Annotated in this window: 44 protein-coding genes, 1 tRNA gene and 1 pseudogene; 27 read left to right on the plus strand and 19 right to left on the minus strand. The window is 64.5% G+C overall.

Annotated features, from left to right (window positions below):
• Window positions 1-15: 15 nt before the first annotated feature.
• On the minus strand, window positions 16-909 hold the full coding sequence (locus tag LB566_RS23195; protein WP_224627446.1) for an SDR family oxidoreductase: 894 nt from the start codon (window positions 907-909) through the stop codon (window positions 16-18).
• Between the two features lie 135 nt (window positions 910-1,044).
• Between LB566_RS23195 and LB566_RS23200 the strand changes: the two genes are divergently transcribed.
• Window positions 1,045-1,455, plus strand: a complete 411-nt coding sequence (locus LB566_RS23200; protein ID WP_224627449.1) for a winged helix-turn-helix transcriptional regulator — start codon at window positions 1,045-1,047, stop codon at window positions 1,453-1,455.
• A 132-nt stretch (window positions 1,456-1,587) separates the two neighbouring features.
• Here the strand turns inward: LB566_RS23200 and LB566_RS23205 are convergent, their stop codons facing one another.
• Window positions 1,588-2,325: a glutathione S-transferase family protein gene (locus LB566_RS23205; RefSeq protein WP_224627450.1), complete on the minus strand. Its 738-nt coding sequence runs from the start codon at window positions 2,323-2,325 to the stop codon at window positions 1,588-1,590.
• 100 nt (window positions 2,326-2,425) lie between these two features.
• Here LB566_RS23205 and LB566_RS23210 point away from each other — a divergent pair, with 100 nt between their 5' ends.
• The 3 genes from LB566_RS23210 (at window position 2,426) to ilvC (ending at window position 4,730) form a co-directional block, all read left to right on the plus strand.
• Entirely contained in the window at window positions 2,426-2,884 is a 459-nt protein-coding gene (locus LB566_RS23210; protein WP_224627453.1) for a MarR family winged helix-turn-helix transcriptional regulator, read from the plus strand.
• Between the two features lie 78 nt (window positions 2,885-2,962).
• Window positions 2,963-3,685 carry a TetR/AcrR family transcriptional regulator gene (locus LB566_RS23215; protein WP_263498322.1) on the plus strand — a complete coding sequence of 241 codons (723 nt, stop codon included), beginning with the start codon at window positions 2,963-2,965 and terminating at the stop codon, window positions 3,683-3,685.
• A 25-nt stretch (window positions 3,686-3,710) separates the two neighbouring features.
• Window positions 3,711-4,730, plus strand: coding sequence for a ketol-acid reductoisomerase (gene ilvC / locus LB566_RS23220; RefSeq protein WP_224627463.1), 1,020 nt, complete (start codon window positions 3,711-3,713; stop codon window positions 4,728-4,730).
• Window positions 4,731-4,831: 101 nt separating this feature from the next.
• Here ilvC and LB566_RS23225 read toward each other — a convergent pair whose 3' ends face one another.
• A complete protein-coding gene (locus tag LB566_RS23225) occupies window positions 4,832-5,404 on the minus strand; it encodes a BA14K family protein (RefSeq protein ID WP_224627473.1) in 573 nt (190 codons plus the stop codon).
• 187 nt (window positions 5,405-5,591) lie between these two features.
• Between LB566_RS23225 and LB566_RS23230 the strand changes: the two genes are divergently transcribed.
• The 3 genes and pseudogenes from LB566_RS23230 to LB566_RS23240 all read left to right on the plus strand — a co-directional run.
• Window positions 5,592-6,704: an endonuclease/exonuclease/phosphatase family protein gene (locus LB566_RS23230; protein ID WP_224627485.1), complete on the plus strand. Its 1,113-nt coding sequence runs from the start codon at window positions 5,592-5,594 to the stop codon at window positions 6,702-6,704.
• A 3-nt stretch (window positions 6,705-6,707) separates the two neighbouring features.
• On the plus strand, window positions 6,708-7,424 hold the full coding sequence (locus LB566_RS23235) for a hypothetical protein (RefSeq protein ID WP_224627487.1): 717 nt from the start codon (window positions 6,708-6,710) through the stop codon (window positions 7,422-7,424).
• A 175-nt stretch (window positions 7,425-7,599) separates the two neighbouring features.
• Window positions 7,600-7,839 (plus strand): annotated as a pseudogene (locus LB566_RS23240) (PIN domain-containing protein); the annotation flags it as partial.
• Window positions 7,840-7,919: 80 nt separating this feature from the next.
• Here LB566_RS23240 and LB566_RS23245 read toward each other — a convergent pair.
• Genes LB566_RS23245 through LB566_RS23255 form a run of 3 tightly spaced genes read right to left on the minus strand, consistent with a single transcriptional unit; the run spans window position 7,920 to window position 11,144 of the window.
• On the minus strand, window positions 7,920-9,137 hold the full coding sequence (locus tag LB566_RS23245) for an ABC transporter permease (RefSeq protein ID WP_224627489.1): 1,218 nt from the start codon (window positions 9,135-9,137) through the stop codon (window positions 7,920-7,922).
• A gap of 2 nt (window positions 9,138-9,139) precedes the next feature.
• Window positions 9,140-9,847, minus strand: a complete 708-nt coding sequence (locus LB566_RS23250; protein WP_224627490.1) for an ABC transporter ATP-binding protein — start codon at window positions 9,845-9,847, stop codon at window positions 9,140-9,142.
• A gap of 4 nt (window positions 9,848-9,851) precedes the next feature.
• Window positions 9,852-11,144 carry an efflux RND transporter periplasmic adaptor subunit gene (locus LB566_RS23255; protein ID WP_224627500.1) on the minus strand — a complete coding sequence of 431 codons (1,293 nt, stop codon included), beginning with the start codon at window positions 11,142-11,144 and terminating at the stop codon, window positions 9,852-9,854.
• A gap of 130 nt (window positions 11,145-11,274) precedes the next feature.
• Here LB566_RS23255 and LB566_RS23260 point away from each other — a divergent pair, with 130 nt between their 5' ends.
• Together LB566_RS23260 and LB566_RS23265 are read left to right on the plus strand one after the other, a co-directional pair.
• Window positions 11,275-12,207, plus strand: coding sequence for a PhzF family phenazine biosynthesis protein (locus tag LB566_RS23260; RefSeq protein WP_224627502.1), 933 nt, complete (start codon window positions 11,275-11,277; stop codon window positions 12,205-12,207).
• Between the two features lie 107 nt (window positions 12,208-12,314).
• Window positions 12,315-12,390 (plus strand) — tRNA-Lys (locus LB566_RS23265).
• A gap of 91 nt (window positions 12,391-12,481) precedes the next feature.
• Here the strand turns inward: LB566_RS23265 and LB566_RS23270 are convergent.
• Window positions 12,482-12,697 carry a hypothetical protein gene (locus LB566_RS23270; RefSeq protein ID WP_224627505.1) on the minus strand — a complete coding sequence of 72 codons (216 nt, stop codon included), beginning with the start codon at window positions 12,695-12,697 and terminating at the stop codon, window positions 12,482-12,484.
• A gap of 337 nt (window positions 12,698-13,034) precedes the next feature.
• On the opposite strand from LB566_RS23270, the gene LB566_RS23275 reads away from it, so the two are divergent.
• Window positions 13,035-13,238 carry a FitA-like ribbon-helix-helix domain-containing protein gene (locus LB566_RS23275; protein ID WP_224627516.1) on the plus strand — a complete coding sequence of 68 codons (204 nt, stop codon included), beginning with the start codon at window positions 13,035-13,037 and terminating at the stop codon, window positions 13,236-13,238.
• Here the strand turns inward: LB566_RS23275 and LB566_RS23280 are convergent.
• From LB566_RS23280 to LB566_RS23335, 12 genes are all read right to left on the minus strand, one after another.
• The gene (locus tag LB566_RS23280) at window positions 13,235-13,498 is read right to left on the minus strand and encodes a hypothetical protein (protein ID WP_224627517.1); all 264 of its coding nucleotides are present in this window, start codon (window positions 13,496-13,498) and stop codon (window positions 13,235-13,237) included. The genes LB566_RS23275 and LB566_RS23280 overlap by 4 nt on opposite strands.
• A gap of 57 nt (window positions 13,499-13,555) precedes the next feature.
• On the minus strand, window positions 13,556-13,729 hold the full coding sequence (locus LB566_RS23285; protein WP_224627518.1) for a hypothetical protein: 174 nt from the start codon (window positions 13,727-13,729) through the stop codon (window positions 13,556-13,558).
• Between the two features lie 31 nt (window positions 13,730-13,760).
• The gene (locus LB566_RS23290; RefSeq protein ID WP_224627527.1) at window positions 13,761-13,952 is read right to left on the minus strand and encodes a hypothetical protein; all 192 of its coding nucleotides are present in this window, start codon (window positions 13,950-13,952) and stop codon (window positions 13,761-13,763) included.
• Window positions 13,931-15,301: a hypothetical protein gene (locus LB566_RS23295; protein WP_224627529.1), complete on the minus strand. Its 1,371-nt coding sequence runs from the start codon at window positions 15,299-15,301 to the stop codon at window positions 13,931-13,933. The genes LB566_RS23290 and LB566_RS23295 overlap by 22 nt, the downstream gene beginning before the upstream one ends.
• A gap of 42 nt (window positions 15,302-15,343) precedes the next feature.
• On the minus strand, window positions 15,344-15,523 hold the full coding sequence (locus tag LB566_RS23300) for a hypothetical protein (protein WP_224627541.1): 180 nt from the start codon (window positions 15,521-15,523) through the stop codon (window positions 15,344-15,346).
• 156 nt (window positions 15,524-15,679) lie between these two features.
• Entirely contained in the window at window positions 15,680-15,832 is a 153-nt protein-coding gene (locus LB566_RS23305) for a hypothetical protein (protein WP_224627542.1), read from the minus strand.
• Window positions 15,829-16,179, minus strand: coding sequence for a transcriptional regulator (locus LB566_RS23310; RefSeq protein ID WP_224627544.1), 351 nt, complete (start codon window positions 16,177-16,179; stop codon window positions 15,829-15,831). The genes LB566_RS23305 and LB566_RS23310 overlap by 4 nt, the downstream gene beginning before the upstream one ends.
• On the minus strand, window positions 16,176-16,490 hold the full coding sequence (locus LB566_RS23315) for a hypothetical protein (RefSeq protein WP_224627546.1): 315 nt from the start codon (window positions 16,488-16,490) through the stop codon (window positions 16,176-16,178). The genes LB566_RS23310 and LB566_RS23315 overlap by 4 nt, the downstream gene beginning before the upstream one ends.
• Window positions 16,487-16,771, minus strand: coding sequence for a hypothetical protein (locus tag LB566_RS23320; RefSeq protein WP_224627548.1), 285 nt, complete (start codon window positions 16,769-16,771; stop codon window positions 16,487-16,489). The genes LB566_RS23315 and LB566_RS23320 overlap by 4 nt, the downstream gene beginning before the upstream one ends.
• Entirely contained in the window at window positions 16,768-17,118 is a 351-nt protein-coding gene (locus LB566_RS23325; RefSeq protein WP_224627558.1) for a hypothetical protein, read from the minus strand. Before LB566_RS23325 ends, LB566_RS23320 begins: the two co-directional genes overlap by 4 nt.
• Window positions 17,115-17,396, minus strand: coding sequence for a hypothetical protein (locus LB566_RS23330; RefSeq protein WP_224627561.1), 282 nt, complete (start codon window positions 17,394-17,396; stop codon window positions 17,115-17,117). The genes LB566_RS23325 and LB566_RS23330 overlap by 4 nt, the downstream gene beginning before the upstream one ends.
• Window positions 17,397-17,498: 102 nt before the next feature.
• A complete protein-coding gene (locus tag LB566_RS23335) occupies window positions 17,499-17,948 on the minus strand; it encodes a helix-turn-helix domain-containing protein (RefSeq protein WP_224627571.1) in 450 nt (149 codons plus the stop codon).
• Window positions 17,949-18,083: 135 nt separating this feature from the next.
• Here LB566_RS23335 and LB566_RS23340 point away from each other — a divergent pair, with 135 nt between their 5' ends.
• From LB566_RS23340 to LB566_RS23415, 17 genes are all read left to right on the plus strand, one after another.
• On the plus strand, window positions 18,084-18,359 hold the full coding sequence (locus LB566_RS23340; RefSeq protein ID WP_224627573.1) for a hypothetical protein: 276 nt from the start codon (window positions 18,084-18,086) through the stop codon (window positions 18,357-18,359).
• 40 nt (window positions 18,360-18,399) lie between these two features.
• Window positions 18,400-18,981, plus strand: a complete 582-nt coding sequence (locus LB566_RS23345) for a hypothetical protein (RefSeq protein ID WP_224627583.1) — start codon at window positions 18,400-18,402, stop codon at window positions 18,979-18,981.
• Window positions 18,978-19,106: a hypothetical protein gene (locus tag LB566_RS30400; protein ID WP_263498324.1), complete on the plus strand. Its 129-nt coding sequence runs from the start codon at window positions 18,978-18,980 to the stop codon at window positions 19,104-19,106. Before LB566_RS23345 ends, LB566_RS30400 begins: the two co-directional genes overlap by 4 nt.
• Complete coding sequence (locus tag LB566_RS23350; protein WP_224627585.1) at window positions 19,103-19,312, plus strand: hypothetical protein; 210 nt, start codon at window positions 19,103-19,105, stop codon at window positions 19,310-19,312. Before LB566_RS30400 ends, LB566_RS23350 begins: the two co-directional genes overlap by 4 nt.
• Complete coding sequence (locus LB566_RS23355) at window positions 19,309-19,653, plus strand: hypothetical protein (RefSeq protein WP_224627586.1); 345 nt, start codon at window positions 19,309-19,311, stop codon at window positions 19,651-19,653. The genes LB566_RS23350 and LB566_RS23355 overlap by 4 nt, the downstream gene beginning before the upstream one ends.
• Entirely contained in the window at window positions 19,650-19,925 is a 276-nt protein-coding gene (locus tag LB566_RS23360) for a hypothetical protein (protein ID WP_224627593.1), read from the plus strand. Before LB566_RS23355 ends, LB566_RS23360 begins: the two co-directional genes overlap by 4 nt.
• On the plus strand, window positions 19,922-20,251 hold the full coding sequence (locus LB566_RS23365) for a hypothetical protein (RefSeq protein WP_224627595.1): 330 nt from the start codon (window positions 19,922-19,924) through the stop codon (window positions 20,249-20,251). The genes LB566_RS23360 and LB566_RS23365 overlap by 4 nt, the downstream gene beginning before the upstream one ends.
• Window positions 20,251-20,421: a hypothetical protein gene (locus tag LB566_RS23370; RefSeq protein ID WP_224627597.1), complete on the plus strand. Its 171-nt coding sequence runs from the start codon at window positions 20,251-20,253 to the stop codon at window positions 20,419-20,421. Before LB566_RS23365 ends, LB566_RS23370 begins: the two co-directional genes overlap by 1 nt.
• Window positions 20,418-20,762, plus strand: coding sequence for a hypothetical protein (locus LB566_RS23375; protein WP_224627599.1), 345 nt, complete (start codon window positions 20,418-20,420; stop codon window positions 20,760-20,762). Before LB566_RS23370 ends, LB566_RS23375 begins: the two co-directional genes overlap by 4 nt.
• A gap of 130 nt (window positions 20,763-20,892) precedes the next feature.
• On the plus strand, window positions 20,893-21,156 hold the full coding sequence (locus LB566_RS23380) for a hypothetical protein (protein WP_224627601.1): 264 nt from the start codon (window positions 20,893-20,895) through the stop codon (window positions 21,154-21,156).
• Entirely contained in the window at window positions 21,153-21,428 is a 276-nt protein-coding gene (locus LB566_RS23385; protein ID WP_224627603.1) for a hypothetical protein, read from the plus strand. Before LB566_RS23380 ends, LB566_RS23385 begins: the two co-directional genes overlap by 4 nt.
• Window positions 21,428-21,739 carry a hypothetical protein gene (locus LB566_RS23390; RefSeq protein WP_224627605.1) on the plus strand — a complete coding sequence of 104 codons (312 nt, stop codon included), beginning with the start codon at window positions 21,428-21,430 and terminating at the stop codon, window positions 21,737-21,739. The genes LB566_RS23385 and LB566_RS23390 overlap by 1 nt, the downstream gene beginning before the upstream one ends.
• Complete coding sequence (locus tag LB566_RS23395; RefSeq protein WP_224627616.1) at window positions 21,739-22,212, plus strand: hypothetical protein; 474 nt, start codon at window positions 21,739-21,741, stop codon at window positions 22,210-22,212. The genes LB566_RS23390 and LB566_RS23395 overlap by 1 nt, the downstream gene beginning before the upstream one ends.
• Window positions 22,212-23,366, plus strand: a complete 1,155-nt coding sequence (locus tag LB566_RS23400) for a toprim domain-containing protein (RefSeq protein WP_224627618.1) — start codon at window positions 22,212-22,214, stop codon at window positions 23,364-23,366. Before LB566_RS23395 ends, LB566_RS23400 begins: the two co-directional genes overlap by 1 nt.
• Window positions 23,367-23,371: 5 nt before the next feature.
• Window positions 23,372-23,683 carry a Gp49 family protein gene (locus tag LB566_RS23405; RefSeq protein ID WP_224627620.1) on the plus strand — a complete coding sequence of 104 codons (312 nt, stop codon included), beginning with the start codon at window positions 23,372-23,374 and terminating at the stop codon, window positions 23,681-23,683.
• Window position 23,684: 1 nt separating this feature from the next.
• Entirely contained in the window at window positions 23,685-24,368 is a 684-nt protein-coding gene (locus tag LB566_RS23410; RefSeq protein WP_224627622.1) for a hypothetical protein, read from the plus strand.
• Between the two features lie 83 nt (window positions 24,369-24,451).
• A complete protein-coding gene (locus LB566_RS23415; RefSeq protein ID WP_224627625.1) occupies window positions 24,452-26,335 on the plus strand; it encodes a hypothetical protein in 1,884 nt (627 codons plus the stop codon).
• Window positions 26,336-26,392: the final 57 nt, after the last annotated feature.

The raw sequence follows: 26,392 nt of genomic DNA on the forward strand, positions 1-26,392 counted from the left end.
CCCGCCGCGTGGATTTCAACCGGCCAGGGCAGCCTTGTTCGCCTCGAGGAATTGCCTCAACGTCCTTGGCGTCCTGCCGGAAAGCATCTCGACCGCGTCTGTCACCATGGCGATGCGGCCGGCGCGCGTGTTGACGTCGAAGGAAACGATGACGCCGGCGAAATCCTCGGGAACACCTGATGCCTTTACGCCTTCGGTCAGGGCATCATCCGAAACCTGCACGACATCGAGCGGTTTGCCAGTGACTTCGCTGACGAGGGCAGCGATCTCGGCCGTCGTATACGCTTGCGGGCCAGTCAGCGTGTAGGTTTTGCTGTCGGTCGAGCCGGAAGCGAGGCCGGCGGCGATCGCTGCGGCCATGTCATCGCGTGCGCCATGGGCGATGCGGCCTTCGCCGGCGGACGTGTACCAGTGCCCCGAGGCGATCGCGTGGGGCAGCGCCATGAACAGGTTCTCCTGGTACCAGCCGTTGCGGAAGATCGTGTAGGGGATGCCGCTCGCCTTGATCGCCTGCTCGGTGCCGTAGTGATCGTTGGCGAATAGCACCGGCGAAACCGGTTCGGGGTTGGGCATCGAGGTATAGAGAAGATGGCCGACGCCGGCTTTCTTCGCGGCAACGACCGCGTTCTCATGCTGCCTCAGGCGCTTGCCGTGAAGCAGGTCGAGCTCGCCAGTCGAGATGATCAGCACCCTGTCGGCGCCCTTGAATGCAGCCTCCAGCGATGCGGTATCGTCGAAGTCGGCGGCCCTGATGGTGGCGCCGCGCGCCGCCAGGTCGGCAAGGTTTTCCGGATTGCGGGTGGTGGCGATGATTCGTTGTGGCGGAACCTTGAGTGAGTCCAGCAAATGCTGAATGACGCCGCGGCCGAGTTGGCCGGAAGCGCCGGTGACGAGAAGGGTAGCGGTCATGGAGAATCCCAACATTGCGCCGGAAGCGCGGTTCGAGTGGTGGTCTCAAAAAGAGACCAGCGCTAAAATAGGAATTGACCCGTGGTCGTAAAGAAGGCAGTTTTTCGGGAGGTAGGCACAGCCAGGGAACCAGCCGTGGACAGCAAGATCGTCAATCTCAGAACGAAGTTGGAGGTCTACAAGGCCATCTCAGGCGGAGGCAACTTTTCCAATTGCCCGGTCCGCGACGTCATCCAGGGGGTGAGCGGCAAATGGAGTTCGCTGCTGATGATGGCGCTGGCCGAAAGGCCCTACCGCTTCGGAGAATTGCGCAGGCTGGTGCCGGACATCTCACAACGCATGCTGACGCAAACGCTGCATGATTTGCAGCGCGACGGTTATGTGCATCGCGAAGTGTTCCCGACCAAGCCGCCAAGCGTCGAATACAGCCTGACCGATCTCGGACGTTCGATGTTCGGTGCCTTGCACCAACTGATCCTATGGGCCGAGCTCAATCATGACGCGGTGCGCGACGCGCGCCTCGGTTTCGATGCCGCCAAGGCTTGAGCCTGACAAGGTCGAGAGGCGCGACTAGATTTCACCCGGCGGGGCTGATCCCGCAGTCCACGGGCTTGGCGGTGCCGGCCCCGGCGCCGCAGCTCCTGGCCTCGATGGTGGCCGGCACGGTGGTCGATCCGTTCAGGCGAACTGGGCTGGTAGAAGCGCGCTGGCCGGATCGTTCTTGCGAATGACCGTCGAAAGATACGATCCCTTCGCCCGCAGGAAGGCATGCAGGCGCTGCGGATAGTCTTGCGCCACGGCATGCTTGATCGACGGGCGTTCACTCAATACCTGGCGCCAGGCCTGGACGAGCGGTTTGCCGTCCAGAATGCCGAAATCGCCGATCCGGTCGAAGGTATCGATGTAGCGAAAGACAGGGCCGTAGACTGCGTCGACGAGCGAAAAGCGCCCGCCTTCGAACCATGGTCCAGTCCGGCCGGCTTCGCCCGCCAATTCGGTCTCCACACGATCGAACATTTCCGACAGCGTCCGCGACTCGGCGAGGAATCCTGCCTCGGTCGACGCCGAATAGAACCGGCCGACAGCGTTGAGGATGGCCGACCCGTACTCGATCCAGGCGCGATGCCGGGCACGGGCATAGGGATCGGCGGGGTGGAGGGGATTGGCCTCGGTTTCTTCGAGGAATTCCAGGATGACGGGCGATTCGAAGATCACCGTTTCATCGTTCCCCAGCCGCACGCGCAACAGCGGCACCTTGCCGAGCGGTGAGATCGCCTTGAACCAGTCAGGCTTGTTGGCGAGGTCGATGTCGACGCGCTCGAACGGCACGCCTTTCTCGGCCAGCGAGATCGCCGCACGCTGGACATAGGGGCAGAGGGGATGGCTGACGAGAATGAGGGTGTTGGCATGCTTCATCGGATTTGCCTCTCGATATCGATGCATTCGCATCTATCTAGATGCAAATGCATTCATCGTCAAGCTTGATGCAATTGCATCTATCTCTTATGATGCCGCCATGATCGAGACAGCCATGCCATCGCCGGAGGCCATCAAGACATGGGCACGCCTGATGCGGGTATCGCGCCAGCTGGTGGAACGTGCCGAAGATGCGCTGAAGGAGGGCGGCCTGCCGCCGCTTGCCTGGTATGACGTGCTGCACGAACTCGCCGAGGCGGGCGAGGGCGGCTTGCGGCCGTTCCAACTGATCGAACGAACCCTGTTCGCGCAGTACAACATTTCGCGTTTGCTGGCCCGCCTGGAGACCGACGGGCTTGTCGAGAAGCTGCCGGTGGCCGATGACGGCCGCGGCCAAACCGTCCGCATCACGGCCAAGGGACGGGAGACGCGCCGCCGTATGTGGGCCGTCTACGGCAGGTCGATCGCGGAACTGGTTGGCGACAAGCTCTCGCCGCAAGAACTGAACACGGTATCGGCCTTGCTCGGTCGGTTGCGCGATCCGCCAGCCGGCGACTGACATACGTTTGCGCGGCTACGGGGACACCGGAAGGCATTTCGTCATTTTCCCCTTGCGCCGATGTTCGGATTGCGCAATATGCCGAACCGTAACGTACGGTACGGACTCGCGGCGATCCGCGGCTCTACCATCAACCGGGAACAGAACGTGTTGCAGGCAAACGCCGATCTCGACGACAGCGAAGCGCTGACGGAGCGTCAGAAGGCGGTTCTGGATGCCGCACTCCGCCTGCTGGTCGAGGAGGGCGACAATCTGACCATGACCGCAGTGGCGCGCCGGGCGAGTTGCTCCAAGGAAACGCTCTACAAATGGTTCGGCGACCGCGACGGGCTGCTCACCGCGACGGTGCAATGGCAGGCCTCGAAGGTGCGGGTGACGGCGGTCGACGGCAAGGGACTCGATCTTGCCTCATTGGCCGCGAGCCTGGAGCGATTTGCTTCCGACTGGCTGAGGGTCATTTCCAGCGACACTTCGATCGCGCTCAACCGGGTGGCGGTCGGCCATGCCGGTTCGGGCAAAGACAATCTTGGCGCGGTGGTGCTGGAGAACGGGCGCTTTGCCCTCGCCAAGCGCCTGAAGCCGGTGCTGGAGGCCGGCCGCCGGGCCGGGCTGCTCGATTTTTCGGATGCCGAGACGGCGTTCCGCACCTTTTTCGGGCTGGTCGCCCGCGACGTGCAGATCCGTCTCTTGCTCGGCGACCGGCTGGAATTGACTGAGGCGGCGATCGGCGGCGATGCCGTCCGCGCGACGCAGCAGTTTCTCGCTCTTTTCGGAGCAAAAACCGGGCCGCAAGGCCTCTGATCTTCAAACGGGAAGGAAGACAAAAATGCGCGTCTATTACGATCGTGATGCCGATCTCAATCTGATCAAGGGCAAGAAGGTCGCCATCATCGGCTATGGCAGCCAGGGCCGGGCGCATGCGCTCAACCTCAAGGATTCCGGCGCCAAGGAGATCGCCATCGGCCTCAAGGCCGGATCGGCAACCGCCAAGAAGGTCGAGGCCGACGGGCTCAAGGTGATGAGCGTGGCCGACGCCGCCAAATGGGCCGACCTGATGATGATGGCGACGCCCGACGAATTGCAGGCCGACATCTACAAAGACGAGATCGCGCCGAACATCCGCGACGGTGCGGCAATCGCCTTCGCGCACGGCCTCAACGTGCATTTCGGCCTGATCGAGCCGAAGTCGACGGTTGACGTCGTCATGATCGCGCCGAAGGGCCCTGGTCACACCGTGCGCGGCGAATACCAGAAGGGCGGCGGCGTGCCGTGCCTGGTCGCGGTCAACCAGGACGCCTCGGGCAACGCGCTCGACCTCGCTCTCTCCTACGCCTGCGGCGTCGGCGGCGGCCGTTCGGGCATCATCGAGACCAATTTCCGCGAGGAATGCGAGACCGATCTGTTCGGCGAGCAGGTCGTGCTGTGCGGCGGCCTGGTGGAGTTGATCCGGGCCGGCTTCGAGACCCTGGTGGAAGCCGGCTATGCGCCCGAAATGGCCTATTTCGAGTGCCTGCACGAGGTCAAGCTGATCGTCGACCTGATCTATGAAGGCGGCATCGCCAACATGAACTACTCGATCTCGAACACCGCCGAGTGGGGCGAATACGTCTCGGGGCCGCGCATCATCACCGCCGAGACCAAGGCTGAGATGAAGCGCGTGCTGAAGGACATCCAGACCGGAAAATTCACCTCGGAGTGGATGCAGGAATACCGCGCCGGCCTGTCGCGCTTCAAGGGCATCCGCCGCATGAACGACAGCCATCAGATCGAGGAGGTCGGCGCCAAGCTGCGCGCGATGATGCCGTGGATCTCGAAGAACAAGCTGGTCGACAAGGCCAAGAACTGAGCGATCCACGTCCCTTGTTTTGAACGTCCTGAGCGATCCACGCTCGAAAGGAAACGGCGCCGCGCGGCGCCGTTTCTTATTGCAAGATTATGCGGCCTGGCTCAGCGATAGGGCGAGTAGCACTGCTGGCGCGGGCCGTTATAGGGCTGGAAGGTGTTGTCCCAAGCGCGATACGACCGGTATCGGTTGTAGCACCACCGGACATGGGCGCTCGACAGCCGGCCGGCGCGATAGTAGCGGCGCGGCGGCGCATCATAGTAGTTGTAGTTGTTGTACAGGCTGCTGAGGCCAAGCCCCAAGCCAAGGCCCAGGATCGCGGCACCGGCTCCGTCGTCATAGTAGCGGCCGCGATAATGGTGGCGGCGCCAACGCCAATCGTCGCCGCCATTCCAGTGGCGACCGTTCCAGTGGCGGCCGTTCCAATTACCGCGATTCCAGTTGCCGCGGTTCCAGCCGCCCGACCGGCGCCATCTCCAGTCGTTGTTGAAACTACTCCGGTTGTTGCCGCCGGCCCAGCTGTCGCGAACAGGCGTCACAGTCGGCGCTGCTGTGCTGGCGGGAATCGACAGGTCCGGCTGCAGGATCGGTCCGGCAGCGGAAGGTGCCGTGATGCCGGAGAAGATACCGAGCGCTATCAGCCCGGATTTTACAGTGGAAGAAAAGAGCGCGTTCATTGCACTTCTCCAAGAAAACAGGCCCCACGCCGACCCTGGATGGGCGCACTGTGGGTCTTTGCGTCTGAACGGCGGATGAACGGAAAGGTTCCGTCAACCACGGCGCGAAGCCCGCCAGGATCAATCGCTCCCAGCTGGTGGTTGCCCGGCCTTGTTTTCTGCCGCGCTTGCGGGCAAAGGTCATGATATGTCGCTGCGCCTTGCAACCTTCAATGTCGAGAACCTGATGAACAGGTTCGATTTCTCCGGATACCGCAACCAGCTCAACGAGGATCGGACGCTGGCCCTCTTCGATATCCAGAGCGAGGCCGAGTACAAGATGCTGGAGCAGGCCCGGGCCATCGCGCAATCGGACGACACGCGGCAGCTGACGGCGCTGGCCATCGCGGCCACGCGCGCGGACATCATCTGCATGCAGGAAGTCGACAATATCGAGGCCTTGAAGGCGTTCGAATATGGCTATCTTTTCAAGATGGTGGGTCAGGGCTACCGCCAGAAATACACCGCCGCCGGCAATGATTCGCGCGGCATCGACGTCGCCGTGATGATGCGCAGCGAGACCGCGCAGGGCCAGCCCATCGACTTCGTGCGCATGACCAGCCACGCTTATGTGACCTATGAGCAGTTCGGGCTGCACACGCCGGAGCTGGCGGCGCTCGGCAACCAGCCCAATGAACGCATCTTCCGGCGCGACTGCCTGGAAGTGGACCTTACCGTGGGCGGCTCGCCGCTGACCATCTATCTCGTGCACTTCAAGTCGATGGGCTCGCCCCGCAACGGGCTCGACGGGCGTGAAGCGACGATGCCGATCCGCATCGCCGAGGCGCAGGCGGTGCGCCGGATCATCGAGGAGCGCTTCGGGGCGGATCATGCAGCCGACAAGCGCTGGGCGATCTGCGGCGACATGAACGATTACCGCCAGCGCGTGAAGATCGCCGGCGACGAATTCGACGGCTATCGTTTCGAAGTGGTCGACGAGAACCTGTCCTGCATCAACGTGCTGACGGCTGGCGGTTTTTGCGAAAACGTGGTCGAGAGGCGGCCGGAAATGAACCGCTGGACTTTCTACCACACGCGTGGGCCGCAAGAGCGGCATTTGTGCCAGCTCGATTATATCCTGCTGTCCAAGGGACTGGCGGCTAAGAACGCCACCGCCGTCCCGGACATCATCCGCAACGGCCAGCCCTGGCGCACGATCTTCCCCGCCGGCCAGGAAGTTGAACGTTTCCCGCGCGCCGGCTGGGACCGGCCGAAGGCATCGGACCATTGTCCGGTGGCCATCACGCTGGACATGGCCTGAGCCGTGAGCTTCGACCTGCCGCGCAATGTCATTTTGCCGGTCGACGCCGTCGATGTCCGGCTCGATCCCGGCCCGCATCCTTTCGCGCTGGACAATGCCGAGGCGATCGCCGCGAACTGGCAGCACGAGATCGCGGCCAATCCCGCGTTGTTCGATGGTCCCGTGGTGCTGCTTTCGCGACTTGCCTGGCGCGACAATCGCCTCGTCGGCCGGTGCCACGCGGTCAGCTACTCCACCTTCATGCTTTGGCGGAAGCGGCGCGAGAATTCCGGCGCCGAGCACGCCTATGCCCATGCCATGCTTGTGGCCGGCGACAATGCGCTGGTGGCTATCCGCATGGCCGCCCACACCGTCACTGCCGGCCGTGTCTATTTCGCCGCCGGCTCATTCGAACCGGCCGATTTTCGCGACGGCCTCGTCGATGTCGATTTCAACATGATCCGCGAGGTGCGGGAAGAAACCGGCCTCGACATTTCCGGCGCCGCACGCGGCCTGCACTACCATGCGCTGTCGACCGCAAGCGGCACGGTGATCTTCCGCCGCTACCGGGTTCCCGAGCCCGCCGAGGAGATCGCGCAGCGCATCTCGGCCTTCGTCGCAACCGAGGCCGAACCGGAGATCGTGGGTCCGGTCATCATCCGCCATGCCACCGACCTGCCGCACGGGCTGATGCCGCATATGAAGCCGCTGATCGAATGGCATTTTGCGAACCGGGACTAAAATCTTAGTACCCTTCCGTGCTGATCGTCTGGCCAGCCATGCGACGGTCTGAGTGGCTTTCCGCTACCGCGAACATCGAATGTCTCCCTCCTGTCAGGGGCGCGGACTGTTGTGCGTTGATGGCAAATTCTCCATATTGCTATCAATGACATCATTGTGACCTTGGATGATATCAATAGAGCAGGATGCGTTGCCGCTGTTTGCAGGCCGCATTCTGCCTTTCGACCTCGAGGCGTCGCGCGCCTATGCCAAGCTCATGGTGCAAGCGAGAGCCGCAGGCAAGGCGATCAGCAATGCGGACGGCTACATCGCGGCCACGGCCGCAGCAAACGGCCTGACGGTCGCCACACTCGACACCAGCCCATTCGCGGCCGCCGGATTGAATACCATCAATCCGTGGGAAATAGCGTCGTAGCCGCGCCTCCCAGCCGTAAGCAAGCAAAAGCCCAAGCATGTCAGGGCGACTATGGACGCCGCAAGCTTTCCAATCGCGCCCTATTCATGGCGCAGCGCGTCGATCGGATCGAGCCTGGCGCCGCGCAGCGCCGGGAAGAAGCCGAAGACCATGCCGATCAGCGCGGAAAAGCCGACGGCGAGCAGGATGACCGCCGGACTCGGCGCGAAGGGAATGGTCAGCGTCACCGAGGCGAGGCCGGCCAGCGAGAGCCCGATCAGGATGCCGATGATGCCGCCAAGCAGCGACAGCACCGTCGCCTCGACAAGGAACTGGATGAGGATGTGCTTCTCATGCGCGCCGATGGCGAGCCTGATGCCGATCTCGCGGGTGCGCTCGGTGACCGACACCAGCATGATGTTCATGATGCCGATGCCGCCGACCAGCAGGCTGACGCCGGCGACCGCGCCCAGCATGCCGGTCATGGTGGTGGTGGCGCTGGCCATGGCGTCGGCGATCTGGGTCATGTCGCGGATCGCGAAATCGCTTTCGCGGTCGGGCGTGAGGCGTCTGGCGTCGCGCAAAATATCCTCGACGCGCGGCTGCAGCTCGCTGGTCGGGGTGCGGTCGTCGGCGGCGACGTAGATGTTGTCGATGTTGCGGTTGCCGGCAATGCGCCGCTGATAGGCATGCAGCGGCATCAAGACGACATTGTCCTGGTCCTGGCCGAAGCCGGTATAGCCCTTCGGCTCGAGCAGGCCGATGATCTTGCAGGAGGTGCGGTTGACGCGGATGATTTCGCCGTCGGGGTCGCCGGCGCCGAAGAACTGCTGGCGCACCGTCTCGCCGATCAGGCACACGCCGGTGCCCGCGCGGGTCTCGGACTCGCTGAAGGGACGGCCTGAGACCAGTTTCCAGTCGCGGGCGTCGAGATAGGCGCTGTCGGTGCCGGTGACGCCGGAGGTCAGGCTCTCGGTACCGAAGATGACGCGGACCTGCTTCTGCGAGGCCGGCGAAATCGCGCGAGCGCCAGTCAGGTGCGTGACCAGCGCGGCAAGGTCCTTTTCGGCGAGCGGGCGGACCACCTGGTCGAGCCCGCCCGGGCCTCCGGGCCCGGCCGGGCGGCCGGAACGCACAACCAGAAGATTGCTGCCGAGTTTGGCGATGTCGCCCTTGACCTTGGCGGTGGTGCCCGCGCCGATGGTGAGCATGGCGATGACCGCGGCGACGCCGATGACGATGCCGAGCAAGGTCAGGAACGAGCGCAGCATGTTGCGGCGGATCGAGCGCAAGGAGAGGCGGACGGTTTCCCAGAGCATGTTCAGGCCACCTCGACTGTCATCGTGTCGGAGGCGACATGGCCGTCGAGGAAGCGCACCGTGCGCTCGGCATATTCGGCGACGTCGGCCTCGTGGGTGACCATGGTGATGGTCAGGCCAAGCTCCCGGTTCAGCCGTGTCAGCAGCTCCATGATCTCGTGCGTGCGGGCAGTGTCGAGATTGCCGGTCGGTTCGTCGGCGACGAGCAGCGTCGGCCTGGTGACGATGGCGCGCGCGATCGCAACGCGCTGCTGCTGGCCGCCGGAAAGCTCGGCCGGAGTGTGATGCTCGCGACCGACAAGGCCGACTTGCGCCAGCGCCTGCATGGCAAGATCGCGGCGCTCGCGGCCGGCAACGCCGCGATAGATCAGCGGCAGTTCGACATTTTCCGCCGCCGTGGTGCGCGCCAGCAGATTATAGCCCTGGAAGACGAAGCCGACATAGAGGTTGCGCAACATGGCGCGGCGGTTGCGGTCGAGCCGGCCGGCATCGACGCCCATGAAGGAATAGGTGCCGGCGGTCGGCGTGTCGAGGCAGCCGATGATGTTCATCGCCGTCGATTTGCCGGAGCCGGACGGGCCCATGATGGCGACGAATTCGCCGCGCCGGATCGCAAGGTCGACGCCGGCCAGCGCATGTACCTTGGCTTCGCCCTGGCCATAGCTCTTCCAGACCTTGTCGAAGGTGATGAGAGGCGCGCCCATCGCCACGGCGTCAGCTCCGCTGCTGCGAGGCGGTGATGACCTGCGCCCCCTCTGACAGACCCGAGGTGATCTCGGTCAGTTCGCCGTCGGTCGAGCCGATCCTGACGTTGACCGGATGCGGATGCCCTTTCTCCAGCACGTAGAGCGTGCGTGAGCCGTCGGCGGGCGGCGTTGCCGCCTGGCGCTGGCGATTGCCGCCGGGACGTCCCATGCGGCCGGTGAACAGGTCGCTCAGGCTCCAGCCGCGGGCGGCCTGCTGCGCGGGACGATAGCGGAAGGCGGAGGAGGGGACGGTCAGCACGTCCTTGGCCTGCCGGGTGACGACTGAAACCGTGGCGGTCATGCCTGGCCGCAGCAGCAACTCGTTGTTGTCGACCTCGAGCCGCGCATTGTAGGTGACGACGCCATCGGTGGTGACCGAGGCGTAGGAGATGTCGCGGATCTCGGCGTCGAACGGCCGCTCCGGGAAGGCATCGACGGTGAAGCGGGCATGCTGGCCCGGCTTGACCGCGCCGATATCGGCTTCGTCGACTGCCGCCACCAGTTCCATGTTCCTGAGATCGGCGGCGATGATGAACAGCACCGGCGCCTGCAAGGAGGAGGCGACCGTCTGGCCGGGGTCGACAGAGCGCGTCAGCACGATGCCGTCGATCGGCGCATAGATGGTGCTGTTGGCAAGATCGGTCTGCTGCGATTTCAGGTCGGCGTTGGCGATGGCGAGATTGGCCTCGGCGCTATCGAGCGCCGCCTTTGAACGGTCGCGGGTCGCGGTCGCGGCCTCGAGCGACTGGTCGGTGGCCATGCCGCGCTTGGTGAGGGCGGCTGCGCGCACGAGCGCGCTTTCATTCTCGGCCAGCGTCACGGTGGCATCCGCGACATTGGCGGCGGCCGCCTTGGCGGATGCCTCGGCGCGTTCGATCTGCACCTGCAGCTTGGCGGTGTCGAGCGCGGCCAGCACATCGCCCTTCTTGACCTGCTGGTTCTCGTTGACGGAGACTGAACGGATGATGCCGGAGAGCTGGCTGGAAATGTCGACCTGGGTGAGGGGCTGCAAGGTGCCGGTCGCCGAAACCTCGACAGTGAGGTCGGCCCTGGCGGCGGGCGCCGTCGTATAGTCGATCTTGACCGGCGAGCCGGCATACCACTGGTAGCCGGCAAAAGCCGCGACAAGGACGATCAGCGCCAGCAGGCCATAGAGCCAGCCGCGGCGGCGTTTCTTGCGCCGCCCCGTCTGGTCGAGCCCGAGCGCCGTCTCGATGGCGGAATCCGATTCCGTCTTTGGCAGATTGACAATCTGGTCCACGCCGGACCCCCTGAAGCGCAATATGTCCCTATGAGTGCACAGATCAGTGCTAATGGTTCGAATATCAAATTAAATTTCGCTCATGTTGGGATTGAGGCAGAAATTCGGATCAAAGCGGAAGGTTTCCTCCATGAGACGCGATTACTTGCTTTACGATGTGTTTACGACCGATCGGTTGGCCGGCAACCCGCTGGCGGTGGTGTTGGACAGCGGCGGACTGGACACGGCTGCGATGCAGGCCATCGCGCGCGAGTTCAACCTGTCGGAATCCGTGTTCGTGCTGCCGCCGGACAATCCCAAGCACCGCGCCCGCATCCGTATCTTCACGCCCGACTATGAAATGCCTTTCGCCGGCCACCCGACCGTGGGCTCGGCGATCGCGCTGGCGGAACTCGCCGATATCGCGCTCGCTGAAATGGCCGACAATGACGGCGCTGCGAGCATTTTCGTGCTGGAGGAAAACATCGGCCCGGTGCGCTGCGCCGTCAGCAAGCACGATGGCGCGACATTCGCCGAATTCGACCTGGCGAAGCTGCCGGAGCCGCTGAAGCTCGAAGCCGACCCGGTGGCGATCGGCGCCGCTCTTGGCCTGGCGCCGCACGAGATCGGTTTCGAGAATCACCGCGTCGCGTTCTGGTCAGCCGGCGTGCCCTACGTGACCATCCCGGTGGCCAATCTGGAGGCGGCCGGCCGGATCCGGCTCGACAACCAGGCCTGGTCGGAGCTGGCGCCGCGCAAGAGCGAATGGGCCTTCGCCAGCCCCTATGTGTATTGCCGGGAGACGGTGAACCACGAGAGCGCCTTCCATGTGCGCATGATCGTGCCCGGCACTCCTTCCTACGAGGACCCGGCGACCGGTTCGGCGGCCGCGGCCTTCGCCGGCGCCATCATGCATTTCGACGCTCCGACGGATGGCGTTTCGCAGCTCTGGATCGAACAGGGGCTGGAGATGGGGCGGCCCTCGCGCATCCGCCTGGAACTGGCCGTGCAAGGCGGAAAACTGGCATCGGCGCGCATCGGCGGCAACGCGGTCAAGGTAGCGGAAGGCAAGCTGTTCGTCTGATCATCCGCGTCACTTCGGCGATTTGTCGGGAAATGATTCCGGCAGGGCTGGACAGGACCGGCATCGGCGGCTATATGCCCGCCAACGCCGGTTTTTGCCGGCCGAGTGGGTGCGTAGCTCAGTTGGTAGAGCAGCTGACTCTTAATCAGCGGGTCCACAGTTCAATCCTGTGCGCACCCACCAAAGATTTCAAAGACTTAGGTGGACAGACCCCGTGAACAACACGAGAACGTGAGGCGCGCGTTTTCGCGCCTCACGCCCCATGTGGGGCTTTTCAGGCGGCGGCCCTTATTTCGTCGAGCTTGGCGCTGGCTTTTCGCAGCCGTTCCTTCGCCAGGTGCAGCAGCGTGACACAAGCCTCGTTGAGCGCCTGGTGCTGCGCCGGTTCGGCCTCGACCCTGATGTAGATCAACACGTCGATGATCCCCTCTGCCTCGCAGAGGTTGAGATCGATCATGTTGGAATGCCCGTCGACTAACTCCTTGGTCATTTCTTCCTCGTAACTCCCACTACACATGGCTGCGCCGTGCGGCCTCTCTTGCAGCCGCCGACGCTGGTTGAGTTCGAACTTAAAACCTCGCGAAATTCCCGCCGCTCCTTCCCCGTCCAAGGGAAGCCGCACGACCCCGCCACTTGGTCTTGCTCGCCCCGCTTCGAACCGGCGGGCTACCCTCCAAAGTGGCCGACATGAACACGCATTTCAATCACCCGATGTATCACCATGTATCAGCCTGTGAACTATGGGGACAAGTGGGCTATGTGGTGGGCATATTTACCCATGTCGTGGGCCGATTTCCCCGCGTTGCGCTTTCGGCCATAAAATCGATATGACCGAACGACCGCTTGATTCCCATTTCCGTCTGTCGCCGGCTCTCAAGAAGCGGCTGAAGGTCGCCGCGGCCGAGAACGGGCGCAGCCTGAACGAAGAGGTGGTCACCAGGCTGGAAGGTTCATTCGAGCTTAGCACCGATGCGCGCGGCAAACTGAAAGGGCTGTTGGCCCAGGCGCTGACGGAACTGGACGGCGACTAGTCCGGATGGCGCCGCAGATAGCATCCGACCACGGTGAAATGGTTGCGAACGATGTTGCCGCATGCGAGGCAGCGCAGGTGCCGGCCGACGTAGCGAAGCTGCTCGCCGGAACCCCATCGCTTTTCAATGCGGTGGCGATCGACCGGACCCACATGCCGGCAGAGGATGCAGCGGCCGCCCAGGATGTAATCCGGAGGCACGTCGCGGAAGCTGATGGCGTAGTAGGCCTTGCCGGGCACGGCATCGTAGAGCGGATCCATCGTTCCGATTTCGTTCCGCGCGCGATCTCCGTCAAGCGGCGGAGGAAAATTTTCCTGTCACCCCGCATTGAGAGCGAGGAAGCGGGCAAGATCGGCTTCCTCGCCTGACAGCTTACGGGCTTTCGCGCGACCCGGCTCGACGATGAAAACCGTGTGCCAGTCGTCCGTGGAATAGTAGACGCGACCATCCACCATTTCGACCTTGGCAGCTTGCGCCGGTATCTTAGCCATGGCTTGAAGAATGGCGCCGCCGGCGGCGGCGTCAAGCCTTGTTGTTGTACGCCTCGATCATCCAGCCGACCAGGAACACCACTATGCCGGTTGGCACGCCGACCAAGGCGACGTTGCCGAGCATGAGGCTATCACTGACCGCTGCAATTGCGGCGACGACAACCGAGCCTGCTGCGAAGAGAATGCCGGCATAAACGGCGCTCATCGTGCCGTCCTCCGCCACTTTTCCATCCTGGCCATGCCGCTCCTGGCGAGATCCGGATGCAGGCCGAAATAGTGCTTCAGGATCTCGTCGATCGATTTCAGGCTGTGCCCGGTGATCGAGGCGATCTCCCATTTCGTGCAGCCGGCCAGCGCCAGCCAGGTGACGGCGGTATCGCGCAGGTCCTGGTCGTGGAAGTCGGCCAGGCTCGGCATCGGCTTCAGACCGGCCGCATCCATCACCGCGCGAACGTCGACCTTGCCGAGCAGCTGCTCGGCGGTTCGCGTCACCTTGCCATTGACCGTCTCGAGCGTGCCGAAAGCGGCGGCGTGGCGCAGCACGCGGTAGACCTTGCGATAGCGATGGTCGTCCCAGGGGCGGCGCAGGCGCTCGTCGATCAGCACATGCGGATAGTTCAGCCGCCAGTCGGCGCGACGCTTGCTGGCCGCGACCAGGCGATCGCGCAGGATCTCGACCATCGGGATCAAGAGCGGCTGTCCGCCCTTCTTGCGCTGGTGAAACAGGATACCCTCGCTGGTGATGCGGCTATCCTCGAGCGCCAGGCGGTCGGCCTGGCGCTGCGCGGTATAGAGGCCGAGCGTGTTGCTGTCGCCGATATCGGGAAAGCCGAGCGCGTCGCAGACGGCGACCAGGTGCACCATTTCGGCGATCGAGCCGACGCGGATCCGCGGCTCGAGCACCGGCAGCGTGTCCTCGAGGCCGGCGACGGGATTGTGCTTGACGATGTAGCCGCCGACCTTGGAGCGGCCGAAACCGTAGGCCGCCGAGATCATGGCGCGCAGCGCGCGCGCCTGCGCCAGGCCGTGCTTGACCTCGACCTTGTCGAGGATGCCGGTCAGCACCTCGGGCGTCATGTCGTCGGCCGGCTCGTGCCAGGCCGCGCCGTCCTCGAGCTGCTCGAGCACGCGCGCCGAACCGCGATAGCCGCGCACGGTGGCGGCGGCAAGCGGCTTGCGGCGCTTCTTGCCGTCGATGATCGGCACGCCCTTCATGCGCGGGTTCTGGTCGAGGAAAGCCTCGACGAGCTGGCTGATGGTGGTGACGCCGGCGAGGCGTGCGCGCTCGGCCGCGTTGGCTGTCTTCTTCACGGTCGTCTCGCCGGCGGCGATTGCCGCACGCTTTTCGGCGAGTTCGGCCTGACGGTTTTTTGACCAGGTGATCGCTTCCTCGACCGTGAACCAGGGGCCGGCCTTGCCGTGGCGCAGGTCCTCGCCCTTGTAGCCGAGATCCCGATGCACCTTGGACGCAAAGAACCGCGGCCGGCCGTCGCGCCAGGTGACAAGCGGAATGCTGATCTCGACGCGGCCCACAAGGCGCCCCTCGCGTTGAAGTCTGGAACCGCTGAACATGGTGAAATCCCTTCCGCTTGTCAAAATGGCCTGTGGACGCCGTTAGCCAAGGTAGAATGCATCGCCGTCCTTATCGGTCGCGATCGGCGGTTTTCCGTCTCGGCCGGCGACGATCTCGTCAACGCCGACGATCTTGACCGGGACGCGGGTTTCAGCGTCGAACCCGTTGATCGTGATGCGACCGCCCGCGCGGCGTGCCGTCCAGTCGACAATCTTTTCCATGTGCCATCCTTTCGTTTGAAAAATGCGGCCGGGCGCCATTCACGGCCGCCCGGCCAGTTTGCCGCCCCCACTAAACAAAAGGGCGGATGCAGTAGGCCCGGCGGGTACGCTGGCGGGAGGTGAGCCAATCCCGCCGGGCCGATCCCCCAACGGGATCTAACGGTTGCGCCGCACGGGGCGGTGCTCGTAGCGCACGGCAAAGCCGGCGCGGCGCGGCGCCGGCTGCCAGTAGGCGAGAATGACGGCGCAGGCGAGCACCAGGGCGGTGAACGCGCCGGCCGCCAGCATGATGAGGACGGGCGCGGTCATGCCTGCCCCCTGACGCCGCGCAGATACGGGCGCTCTTCCAACACCTCGACGGTCGGACGCCAGGAGCGGCGGCCGGCGGCCTTGTCGTCCTCGTTCCAGATCGAGGCCATGCGGTTCATCGCCTGCAAGACGCGCAGCTCCTGCGCCTTCCTGCGGTCGAACCGGTGCGCCATGAACAGGTCGTAGAGTTCGGCGCCGCGTTGCAGACGGCGGTTGTTCCATGCCTGGCGATGGGCGGCCGAGCAGAACCGGGCATTGGCAGGCGCCGCAGTGCCGCACTCCTGGCAGGCGTTTAAACGCCTCGCCACAGAGGGGCCGCCAGACGCGGCGGCGAGGTTCGCGCTCATGGCCGATGCTCCGCGACGGCGTCCAGGCGCCTGCGGGCCGCATTGATCCAGTTGCGCAAGACGCCGCCGGGGCCTCCGGTGCATGACGACTGGATGCCGGCCAGCCGCAGGGTGTAGCCGGTGCCGCCGCTCGTCCATGCCGCGCCGTGTTCGTCTGCAAGGACATGAAGGATTGCCTGGGCGGCACGTTCATGCGCCCGGCATTCCTCGTAGGCGTCGTCCAGTTTCGGCCTCGTCGCGAGAACCGCCAGTCCGGCATCGACGATGTCGATCATCCGCGTGACGCGGGCAATGTCCAGCTTCTTGGTCATGACTGCCTCCGTTGGCGGCGCTGCTCCATCACCGCGTAGGCGGCCATGCCCTTGCCGGTCAGCATCAGCTGGTCGCCGTGGCTGTTGTGGTCGGTGCGGGCGACGCCCTTGCCGATCAGCTGGCGCGCCAGCTGGCGGGTGACGCGGTGCGGCGCGTGGCCGTAATAGCCGCCGCGCGAGGCAAAGCACCTGAAGTCATGAATGATGACCATGGCCTTGCGTTCGCTGTCGGTGAGGTCGCGCGGGTCGAGCATGCCCGACGTGTTGACGGCGGCGATCATGCGCGGCCTCCCGGCGTGCCATGAACCTTTGCGCAGTCCTCGAAACGAACCCGATCCCGGCTCTGCAAGACCTTGCTGAACATCAGGGCCGTCGCCGGACCCGGAAAATTCTGGGTGAGAGTTTCGATGATGTTGGCGACCGCCGCAGCCGTTGCGCCCGCAACCAGCATGTCAGCCGTTTCTAGATTGCGCTCGCCGACGATGAACTCGACGAAGGCGCGGCCGACGAGGTTTGCGGCGCGCACCTGGATTTCGACACCCGGGACATTGCCGCGCTTGGCCATGTCGTCGACCATGCGCTTGTGTTTTTCCAGGGCTTCCTGGACACTGAAATGAACCGGCGTCATGACGCGAACCTCCGCTCGAGCGGCGTCGGGCCGGGCACGCGCACGATGTTAATCGCAGGCTCGGCCGGCACACTGCCGCTGCCGGCATCGCTGTCGATCCAGCGCATGACGGCGGCACGTGACCAGCCCGGCGCGCCAGGCAGTTTTTTGGGGAAGCCGGCCGCCTCGAGCCTGCGTCGGTTGTTGCGGAAGCTTTCGACGGTCTTCCAGCCCAAAAGCTCTGCCACCTCGATGGCGCTAAGCACCGGCCGCCGCGATGCGGGATCGGATTGTTTCATTGCAAATCACCTCGCAAATCAGTTGCGAGGCGGAAAATGACCTCAAAGTAGCTTTAATGCAACTAGCTATTTAAAAAATGCAACAGCGAAGTGATTTAAGTTTCACGTGGAACGCTTCTGCCTGAGTCGCTCGACCTGGAAGGACACTACGCCCTCGAACTGCTCGGCCTTGCCGTCCCCGGCCTTGGCGAGCCAGTCGGCGAGCTCAATGACGGCGCGAGCCACGTCCGCCGGCGAGGCAAGCTGCAGCGCCTGGCGACTGTGAAGCGCGGCGACCGTCTGCTCGATCGCGTGCTTAAAGGCCATTTCGGCCGGCGCCACCGGCGGCGAAACGCCGAACTTGCGCACGATTTTTTCAATCGTTGACGACGACAGCGCGTGAGGATGGTCCGGATCGGCGGCCAGTCTGGACAGCGTCGTCTTAGCCAGGCCGGCCTGTATGGCGATCTGGGTCGGCGTCAGCTTGAGCTGCCTGCAAAGCTCCAGCACCCAGTCTCGATGCAGCCGGATCAGCTCCCGTGCTGCATTGCTTGAACCCTCGTCACTCGTCATCCGCCCTACTCCAACAATTGGAGCAACAGGATGCGCTATGGGGACAGCCGACACGCGTTGCATAAACACACTTGACACAACAAAGGCAAATCAGATTTGGGTTGCATTAATGCACCCACGTCGAGCGAAAACGCAATGGACAATCGCACTGATATCCTTAGCAGCGAAGCGATAACGGCCCGCGCCGACGCCATCGGCGTTCCTCTTTCGAAGCTGGCGACCGAGGCCGGCCTCGCCGCGTCGACCGTCTCGCGCTGGAAAACAGGCGGGTCAAACTCGGGCTCGCTGCGCAAGGTCCAGAAGGTTCTCGTGGCGCGCGAACGGGCATTGCTGCTGTCACTGGTTCGCCTGCACCCGGACATCGCGGACAAGAACCTGCTGGCCACACTCGCGGAAGGGAAGGCTGCATGAACGCGCCGGTGCTGCCGACGGGCCAACAGGAGGGGAGCGAATGAAGGGGTTTCCGTGCCAACAGGAATGGGTCGTCAACCTGTCGTGGATGCAGCAGGCAGTTCTCTTTGCCGCCGTGCGCGCACCGGACGGGATCCGAAAGGACCATCCGGTGAAGGTGCTGATGCGCTGGTACCGGCGCAGCGTGTTGCAGGGCGCTTTTGAGGGTCGCGCCTTCGTCGATCCGTTCGAAGCCGGCGGCGGCAGTTTCACAGGCCCGTTTACGCCAGAGCACGCGCACAACTTTGGAATGCTCGGCAAGACAAGCTGGTGGGACGTGCCGATCAAACAGCGGGATGCGACCTGGCAAATCATCAAGCGCGACGCTTTCGACAAGTCGCGCGAGCTCTATCTGCGCCACGTCGACGAGCTGCCGCACCATTTCCAACTGCACCTCATGCATGCCGCCGAGATCATCGGCTACGAGCACCCAACACCTTGGATCGCCGAGTGGTGGCGGAAATTCTACCTGATGGTGGTCAATGACGCGCACCTGTTCCCCGAAAGCCGGGAGCAGATGAATGTGCGGCTGTCTGACAGTGAAGATGAGTGGCGCGCCCGCGAGGAAGTGACGGCCGCATGAGCACCTGGTGGCGGCGGCTTTGCGACTTCGCGTTCAATCTCGGCCTGGCGCTCGGGTGCTGGCGGGCGCGCGACACCTCGATGCAGGACGTGAAGCGTGAGCTCGAGAAGAGGCTCCGCTCATGACGACGCCGGCGCCCGAACCGAACCCCGACGCGGTGCTCTCCGGCCAGCCCGGCCTTGCGGCGATCGTGCTGTGGGCCTCCGGCCAGTTCAGCACGCTGGAAATCGCCCAGGTGCTCAATTTCCGTGAGGACGCGGTTTCGCGCACCTTGCACATGTCGCGATCGCTCAATGAGGGCCGACTGACGCCGGCGCGGAAACGCTCATGAGCTGGTCGCCGCAAATGCGCGAAAGCCGGCGCAGCAGGGGGGGGCAGGCCGACATGTTCGATAGCCTCGTTCTCAACTATGAGCTGTTCGCTGGCGACGAAACCGACACGGTGTTGCTCGCCAACAAGATGCTGCTGACGCGCAAGCCGCACGACTGCGTGATCTGCGCCGAGACGATCCCGGCCGGCACGCGCGTCCGGGCGCAGTCCGAGGTCAATCGCGAAGACAACCAGGTGGGGCGCTTCTACGTCTGCGTGCCCTGCTGCGAGGCGATTGCTAAGCGGTTCGATGACGACGGCCATGCGATCGACGCGCGAATTGCGGCGAGGCGCGCCGCATGAGAACGTCACTTCGCTTCGCTACCGCCGACGTCTTCACCGGTCAGTACAAGGATCCGAAGACGTTCATCGCCGCCATTCTCGGGCGCCTCCAGGTGGCGGCGCTGCAGGACGGCTGGATCGGCACCCAGCTCTACGACGCCGACTGGATCGAGAAGACGGGCGAGCCGCCCATGGCGGTGATTTCGCTGCGCCCCGGCGAGGGCGCGGCGACCGTCGCCGACGTGCGGCAATTTCTCATCGACAAGAAACGGGCGGAAAGGAAAGCCGCATGAGCTTCGCCGATCAACGGGTGCCTATCTCCTTCTCGCTGGACAGGGCGATGTATGCCGGCCTCGAGCGCCGCGCCCAAGCGATGGGCAAGAAGCCCGTCGACTATATCCGCATGCTGACCGAAGCAGCCTATCTAGCGCGCATCGGCAGGGAAAAGCAGACACCGTCGACCGATCGGGATCTCGATGAAGCCGTGCGGGCGGTGTTCTGCCTATCAGGCGAATTTTCGACGGCGGCGATCGCCAAGGTGACGGGACTGGCGGAAGGGTTGGTCGTCGACATCCTGGGCGGCCTTAAAACCGTCGCCCGGCAAAGGCGGAGCGCGTGATGGCCAAGCCCGCTCCAAAAAACAAACTGCTGGCGCTGGTGTTGCCCGCCGAGATCCACGCGACGCTCGACAAGATGGCCAAAGCCGCCGGCGTCCCGGTCGAGGATCTGGCGGAACGCTTCCTGCGTGAAATCTCGGGGGCGTTCGTGCGCCAGGTGGAGGCATCATGAGCAACAAGATCCCGATCATCGACCAGCTGCACAATGCCGATGGCGATCGCGACCGTGCCGACGTGCTGCTGCGCTGCCCCGACGCGCTGATGTTGAAGTACGAGACGGTGTTTCTCAACGCCTGCAAGCACTTTCCCGCCGGCGAGCTGTTCGTCCTACAGCGCTCCAATGCCATGCGCATGGTGCGCTCGGCCGCCGGCGGCCTGCCGGGCGCGATCGCGCTCGAGCTCGAGACGCTGCGCGCCGAGCTCGCCGCCTACGCCGCCGGCGCGCCGGTGCAAAGCAAGCCTCTGGTCGATCGCCTCGCTGCAGCGAAGGGGCCGCCGTCGATCGACATCTGACCTTCGTAGCGTGTTGCGTGTGCGTCCTTGGGAACCGCCGGTTTCGACTGCTTGCCCGGCGGCTCCTGTGGGCCGGCTTTACCCCAAAGCCGGCCCACTTCCCCTTTCAGGCAGTCATGGGGTGGGACAAATGCCGCGCAGAAACAAGAACGCTGAAAGGCCGAAGCGCACGCCGTATCGGCCTGATGCCACGGCCGCGCTCGAGCGGATCGAGGAGAAACGCGAACGGCTGGGCGTCACGCTGGCGGATCTCGCCGGCCGCGCCGGCCTGACCGAACGGACCTTCACCAATATGCGCCGGCATAAGCGGGCGTTCCCGCGCCATATCCGGGCGCTGACATACGCACTGCGCACGATCGCCCGCGAGCAGGATGCGGAAGGCGAGACGCTGTGACCCGCCTGATCGAGCGCGCGGGACACATAGCGGCGGTTGGCGTCAACGCCGTGGTGGAGGCCTCCGGCCTGGCGGCGGACCTGCGCCGGCCGGTGGCGCTCTACCTCTTGACGGTCGGCTGCAACCTGCCGGGCGCCACGGTGGCCGCGATCGCCGGCTGCACCAAGCAGAACGTCTCAAAGCATCTGCGCCGCGTCGAGGACGCGCGCGAGGACGCGACTTTCGACCAGGCGCTCGAGCGGCTGGAACAGCAGCTCTTTGGAGGAACATGATGGACAACGCTGACAAAGGTGCCGCTCCCGACAGCGTCGATGAAGACACGTCGGCCGAGACCGCGGTACTCGACCACGAAAGCCAGGTGCGGGAGTTTCGCGACGCGCTGAAACAAGCGCTCAACACGGTCAATCTCGAGATCGCGGCCAATGGCGGCCGGCCGGGCATCGATGCGGTGATGGCGGCGCTGACGTCGCTGCAAGCCGAGTTCATCGCTATGCAGCCGTCGCGCTTCGCCAGGCACATGCAGATCAAGGAAATCGAGCGTGAGCTGCCGCGCCTCGTCGCGCTGCGGACGGGCGGGCACTGATGGCCAACGAAGCGGGAAAGCTATGGTGTCCATGCGAATGGGCTGACGAGATCATGCCATCGCTGCAATCCAGCCCGGATCGCTTCGTGGACCGGATCGACGGCCAGTGGAAGCTGATCCCTCCGGCCGACAGCGGCGACCGCGAGATCGATTGGTATTGCCGCGACCTGGAGGACGGCCAGGTCGTCGAGTTTATGTGGCACGAAGGCTACGGCTCTCGTATCCTGACGGTGAACGTAGACCGCACCTTTTCACTCGATCGCGAGATCCCTGACAACACAACGCATGTATGTCTGGCCGGCGATTTCGACGCGCTCGCCGGTAGCTTGGGTGAGCTTGTAGCCAGCGGGGATCTCGGCATGCCGCTCGAGGCAGGCGAATACGAGATCTTGGCCTATTTCTGGTCGGATGGCGTGCCTTTCCGCTTCGATGCGGCCTCGGGTGTTTTTAGACTGTCGCCCGGCTCGAACTGATGAGCTCGCGCTTCGCCCTGGTGAAGGACAAGCTGCAAGGCGACATCAAGTCGGTGATCGCCGATGTCTTCGGCTCGATCAATGCCAATCCCAGGCGGCGCAAGCGGCTGCGCTGGGCGCTGATCAATCCCTGGGCCGGTTCCAAGTCCGCCAATCTGCACGTCTATCTGACCGGCGCCCGCGCCGGCGGCTGGAAGGATTTCACCACGGGCGAGACGGGCGACATCATCGACCTGGTGGCGTTCGGCAAGGAAGGCTCGGTCAATCCGGACAGCCGCATGCGCGTGATCGAGTGGGCGGAGGATCGCTACGGGATCCGCAAGCTCGATGCGGCTACGCGCGCGAAAATGGACAAGGAAGCCGCCGATCGGCGCGATCTCGCCGAGAAAGCGGCGGTCGAAAGCCAGGCTGAGCAGCGCGATCGGGTGCGCAAGACGTTCTACGCCTGCCAGGCGAAGATCCTGGGCACGCCCGTCGAAACCTACTTGGCGACGCGCGGCGTGGTGCTGGCGGACGTGCCGCATATCACGCCGGCGTTTCGCTATCGGCCGGATTGCGAATACTGGCCGCTGGCCCCCGTCGACGGCGAGGGTCAGCGGCTCGGGCGCGGCCCGCTCTTTCCCGCCATGGTGTCGGCGATGGTGTCGGGCGACGGCCGGCTCGGCGCGTTGCATCTGACGTTCTTCGACCATGACGGCCTGCGCAAGGCGCCCGTCCAGACGCTGGCGGCCGCTCAAGGGCTCGATCCCAGGGACTTCAGCGCAAAGCTGTTCAAGGGCGACGTCCAGGGCTTCGTGATCCGCTGCACGAACGGGCCTTCGGGACTGTCGGCCGAACGCGCGGCGGAGGCGGGCGTCGCCGGCATCTGCGGTATCACCGAAGGCATCGAGGACGCGCTATCTGCGGCTGTGGCGCATCCGGCCTTGCGCATGTGGGCCGCCGGCTCGCTGTCGGGCCTGCTGCACGTGCATGACCATCCGGCGGTCAGCGCCTGGATCATCTTCAAGGACAACGATTGGGGAAAGCCGCAGGCGGCCGCGCTGTTCGATCGCGCCGTGGCGCGGCTCCGGTCGTTCAAGAAGCCCGTGGAAGTGCTGGCGATGCCGGCGGACTGGGGCAAGGACGTCAACGATGCACTCAACCAAGAGGACTGAAAAAAATGGACAGCCTGGAAACCAGCGACGCGGCTTCGGCCGCAGTGCAGAAGACACCGAACCGGGTGACGCTCGCCTCGATGTTCGAGAAGATCGCCGCCGAAGCCTACATCAACGATGCGATCGAGCCGACGCTCACGGTCTGCCTCATGAAGCTAAAAAACGGCTTCGTGATCGTCGGCAAATCGGCGCCGGCGGATCCCGCAAATTTCAACCAGGAGCTCGGCGAGAAGTTCGCGCGCGAGGACTGCCTGCGCCAGATGTGGCCGCTAGAAGGCTACCGGCTACGCGAGCAGCTCGCTGCGGAGGGCAAGTGATATGGACATTCTGGAAATCGATGCCGTGAGCTTTGCCGGCCGTGTCGCGCATGTCGCGGCGGCCGAGCTCGCCGGCCTGCTGAAGTTCGGCGAGGTTCGCCCGTTCCCGACCTGGTTCGCTGTCGGCGACATCGCCGAAGATCACGACGTGACGGCCGACATCGAAGCGATGGCGGCCTATGTCTCGCGCCGTCTCTGCATCGGTGAAACGCTCTATCGCAGCCGCAACGCCGCCGATTGGGGCGGCGAGGATCCGGCGATCAAGATGGCCTACGACCTTTTCGCCTCGACGGCGGCAAGCGTCGTTTCGAAGCTGCTGACCGCCCAGGCGCAGGCCGAGAAGGCACTGGAGCTCGAGACCAGGCCGCCGGCGGCCGCGATCGCGCTCGAGGACACGATTTTCGAGACGGAGGAAAGCCTGCACACGCTGCGGCCGGAGGCCGTCCAGGCGCAGAAGCAGGTTGCCGCGTACGACCAGGCGCAGAAGGCCGACAGGAAAGCCAAGCGCGAGGCCAAGGCGCTGGCGGATGCAGCGAAGCGGGCGACCAGGCCGCAATCGGGCGCCGTCACGGTCACGCGACGGGTCGGCGAAATGAAGGGCACGCCGGCACCCATGTCGATCGGCGAGGCGCCGCCGGCGGCGCCCGTCAATCGCGGCGGCCGTGGCAACAGAAAACGGCGCTGATCGCGCCAGATGCGCGCCTCGAGGCTCCCGGACCCGGGGCGCGTACCTGAAATTTTCCGGAAAATTGTCAACCGCGAGCAGTGATGACAGGCCAAAATGACGGGTTCGGCAGCGGACCCGAAAAAAAATCTGCGGGCAAAAAGAAGGTCTCGGCCGTCATCGGCGCATCGATCGGGAGGATCGAGCATGCGTTGAAGCGCCAGACCATCCGCTGGCCGCTCAAGGGCATGCCCTACGAGGGCATCACGCCCGGTGCCTGGCGCGACGAGGGCGAGCTCGACACGACGGGCTATCTGCCCGCCGACTGCCCGGTGCGGCCGCTCGGCTATTCCGGCGAGGATTATTACTTCATCGACACGTCCGGCCAGGTGTTCAACAGCGGCGACAAGGCGCTCGGCGTCGAGCGCGTGCAGAAGCTGTTCGCCGGCTGCGAGGATTTTCTCTACTGGGCCTGGCCCAGCTGGTCGGCCGGCAAGAACCGCCGCGTTACGGGCTTCAAGGCGGAGGAAGTGCGCCGCGATCTCTACGCCGCCTGCCGCACGCGTGGCCCCTGGACGCCGACCGACCGCGTGCGCGGCCGTGGCGCCTGGCTCGACAATGAGGGCCGGCTGATCCTGCATTGCGGCGAGTTTCTGTGGGTCAACGGCAGGCTCGAGGATACGGGCGAGCTCGGCGACTATTTCTACGTCCGCCGGCAGGCCTCGCTCGTGCCCTGGGCGGAGCCGGTGACGTTCGACATCAATCCGGCGGTCGAGATTGTCAAGCATCTGCGCACCTGGAATTTCGAGCGTGGCGACGTCGACGTGATGATCGCGCTCGGCTGGATGGTGGTTTCGCAGATGGGCGCGGCGCTGGAGTGGCGGCCGTCGATCTTTATCGTCGGCGACAGCGGCGCCGGCAAGAGCGAGCTTTCCGGCAAGACGGGCCTGTTTCGAACGGCGCTCGGCCGCTCGATGCTTTCGACCACCAACGCCAGCGAGGCCGGCCTCTACCAGATCGTCGGGCATGACAGCCTGCCGATCTTCATCGACGAGCTCGAGGGCGACGACAATCCCGACCAGGCGCAGAAGATCGTCAAGATGGCGCGCGACGCGGCGTCCGGATCGGTGCGCATACGCGGCGGTAGCGACCACAAGGGCGTGGAGTTCGCCGCGCAATCGACCTTCGGCTTTTCAGCCATAAATCCGCCGGGCATTCCGCCGGCCTCGATGTCGCGCATGGCCGTGCTGCAGCTCAATCCCTTGACGTCGGCGGAGGGTAAGGCACCGCGGCTGAAAGCGCCGGAGACGGTCGGGCCACGGCTGCTGCGCCGAGTGGCTGATCACTTCGACGACTTTCCCGACATCTACGAGGCCTACCGCACCACGCTGCGCGAGCACGGCCACAATGCGCGCGGCCAGAACACGTTCGGCACGTTCCTGGCGGCGGCGCACCTGGTGCTCGGCGACGAGGGCATGGAGGCCTGCGGTCTGGAGTTCGAAAACCTCGATCATTGGGGCTCGCTGCTGGCGGCCGACGCGGTGCCCGAGCTCGAGAACGTCAAGCCCACCTGGCTGGACTGCATCGAGAAGATCCTGACCAGGCCGATAGAGCAGTTCAAGGGCGGCACCAGGCACACGCCGGCGCAGGTGCTCGAGGACCTGCAAAACAAGCAGCTGTCCTTCGTCGACGCGGCCGAGCGGCTGGCTTCGGCGGATCTCGGCCTGGTCGACAGCGGCGATCTGGTGGAGGGCTATTACCTCGCCGTGCCGCACCAAAGCGACATCCTGCAACGCATGCTGGCCGGCACGGCCTACGCGCCGATCGGCGTCTCAACCACGTCGTGGAGCTGGGCGCTGCGCCGTGGGCCGCGCGACATCTTCATCATCGACAAGTCGAAGAACCGGATCACGATCGCCGGCCACCAGCGGCGCTGCACGCTCGTTCGTGCCGCCGAGCTGCGCCGCTGGCTGCACAAGCACGGATGATTACTACGATGGCTGGTTCGCAATACTTCAAACCTACACGTCGCATCAAAAAAAATC

Source organism: Mesorhizobium sp. CA13, from assembly GCF_020165235.1.
Classification (GTDB): Bacteria; Pseudomonadota; Alphaproteobacteria; order Rhizobiales; family Rhizobiaceae; genus Mesorhizobium.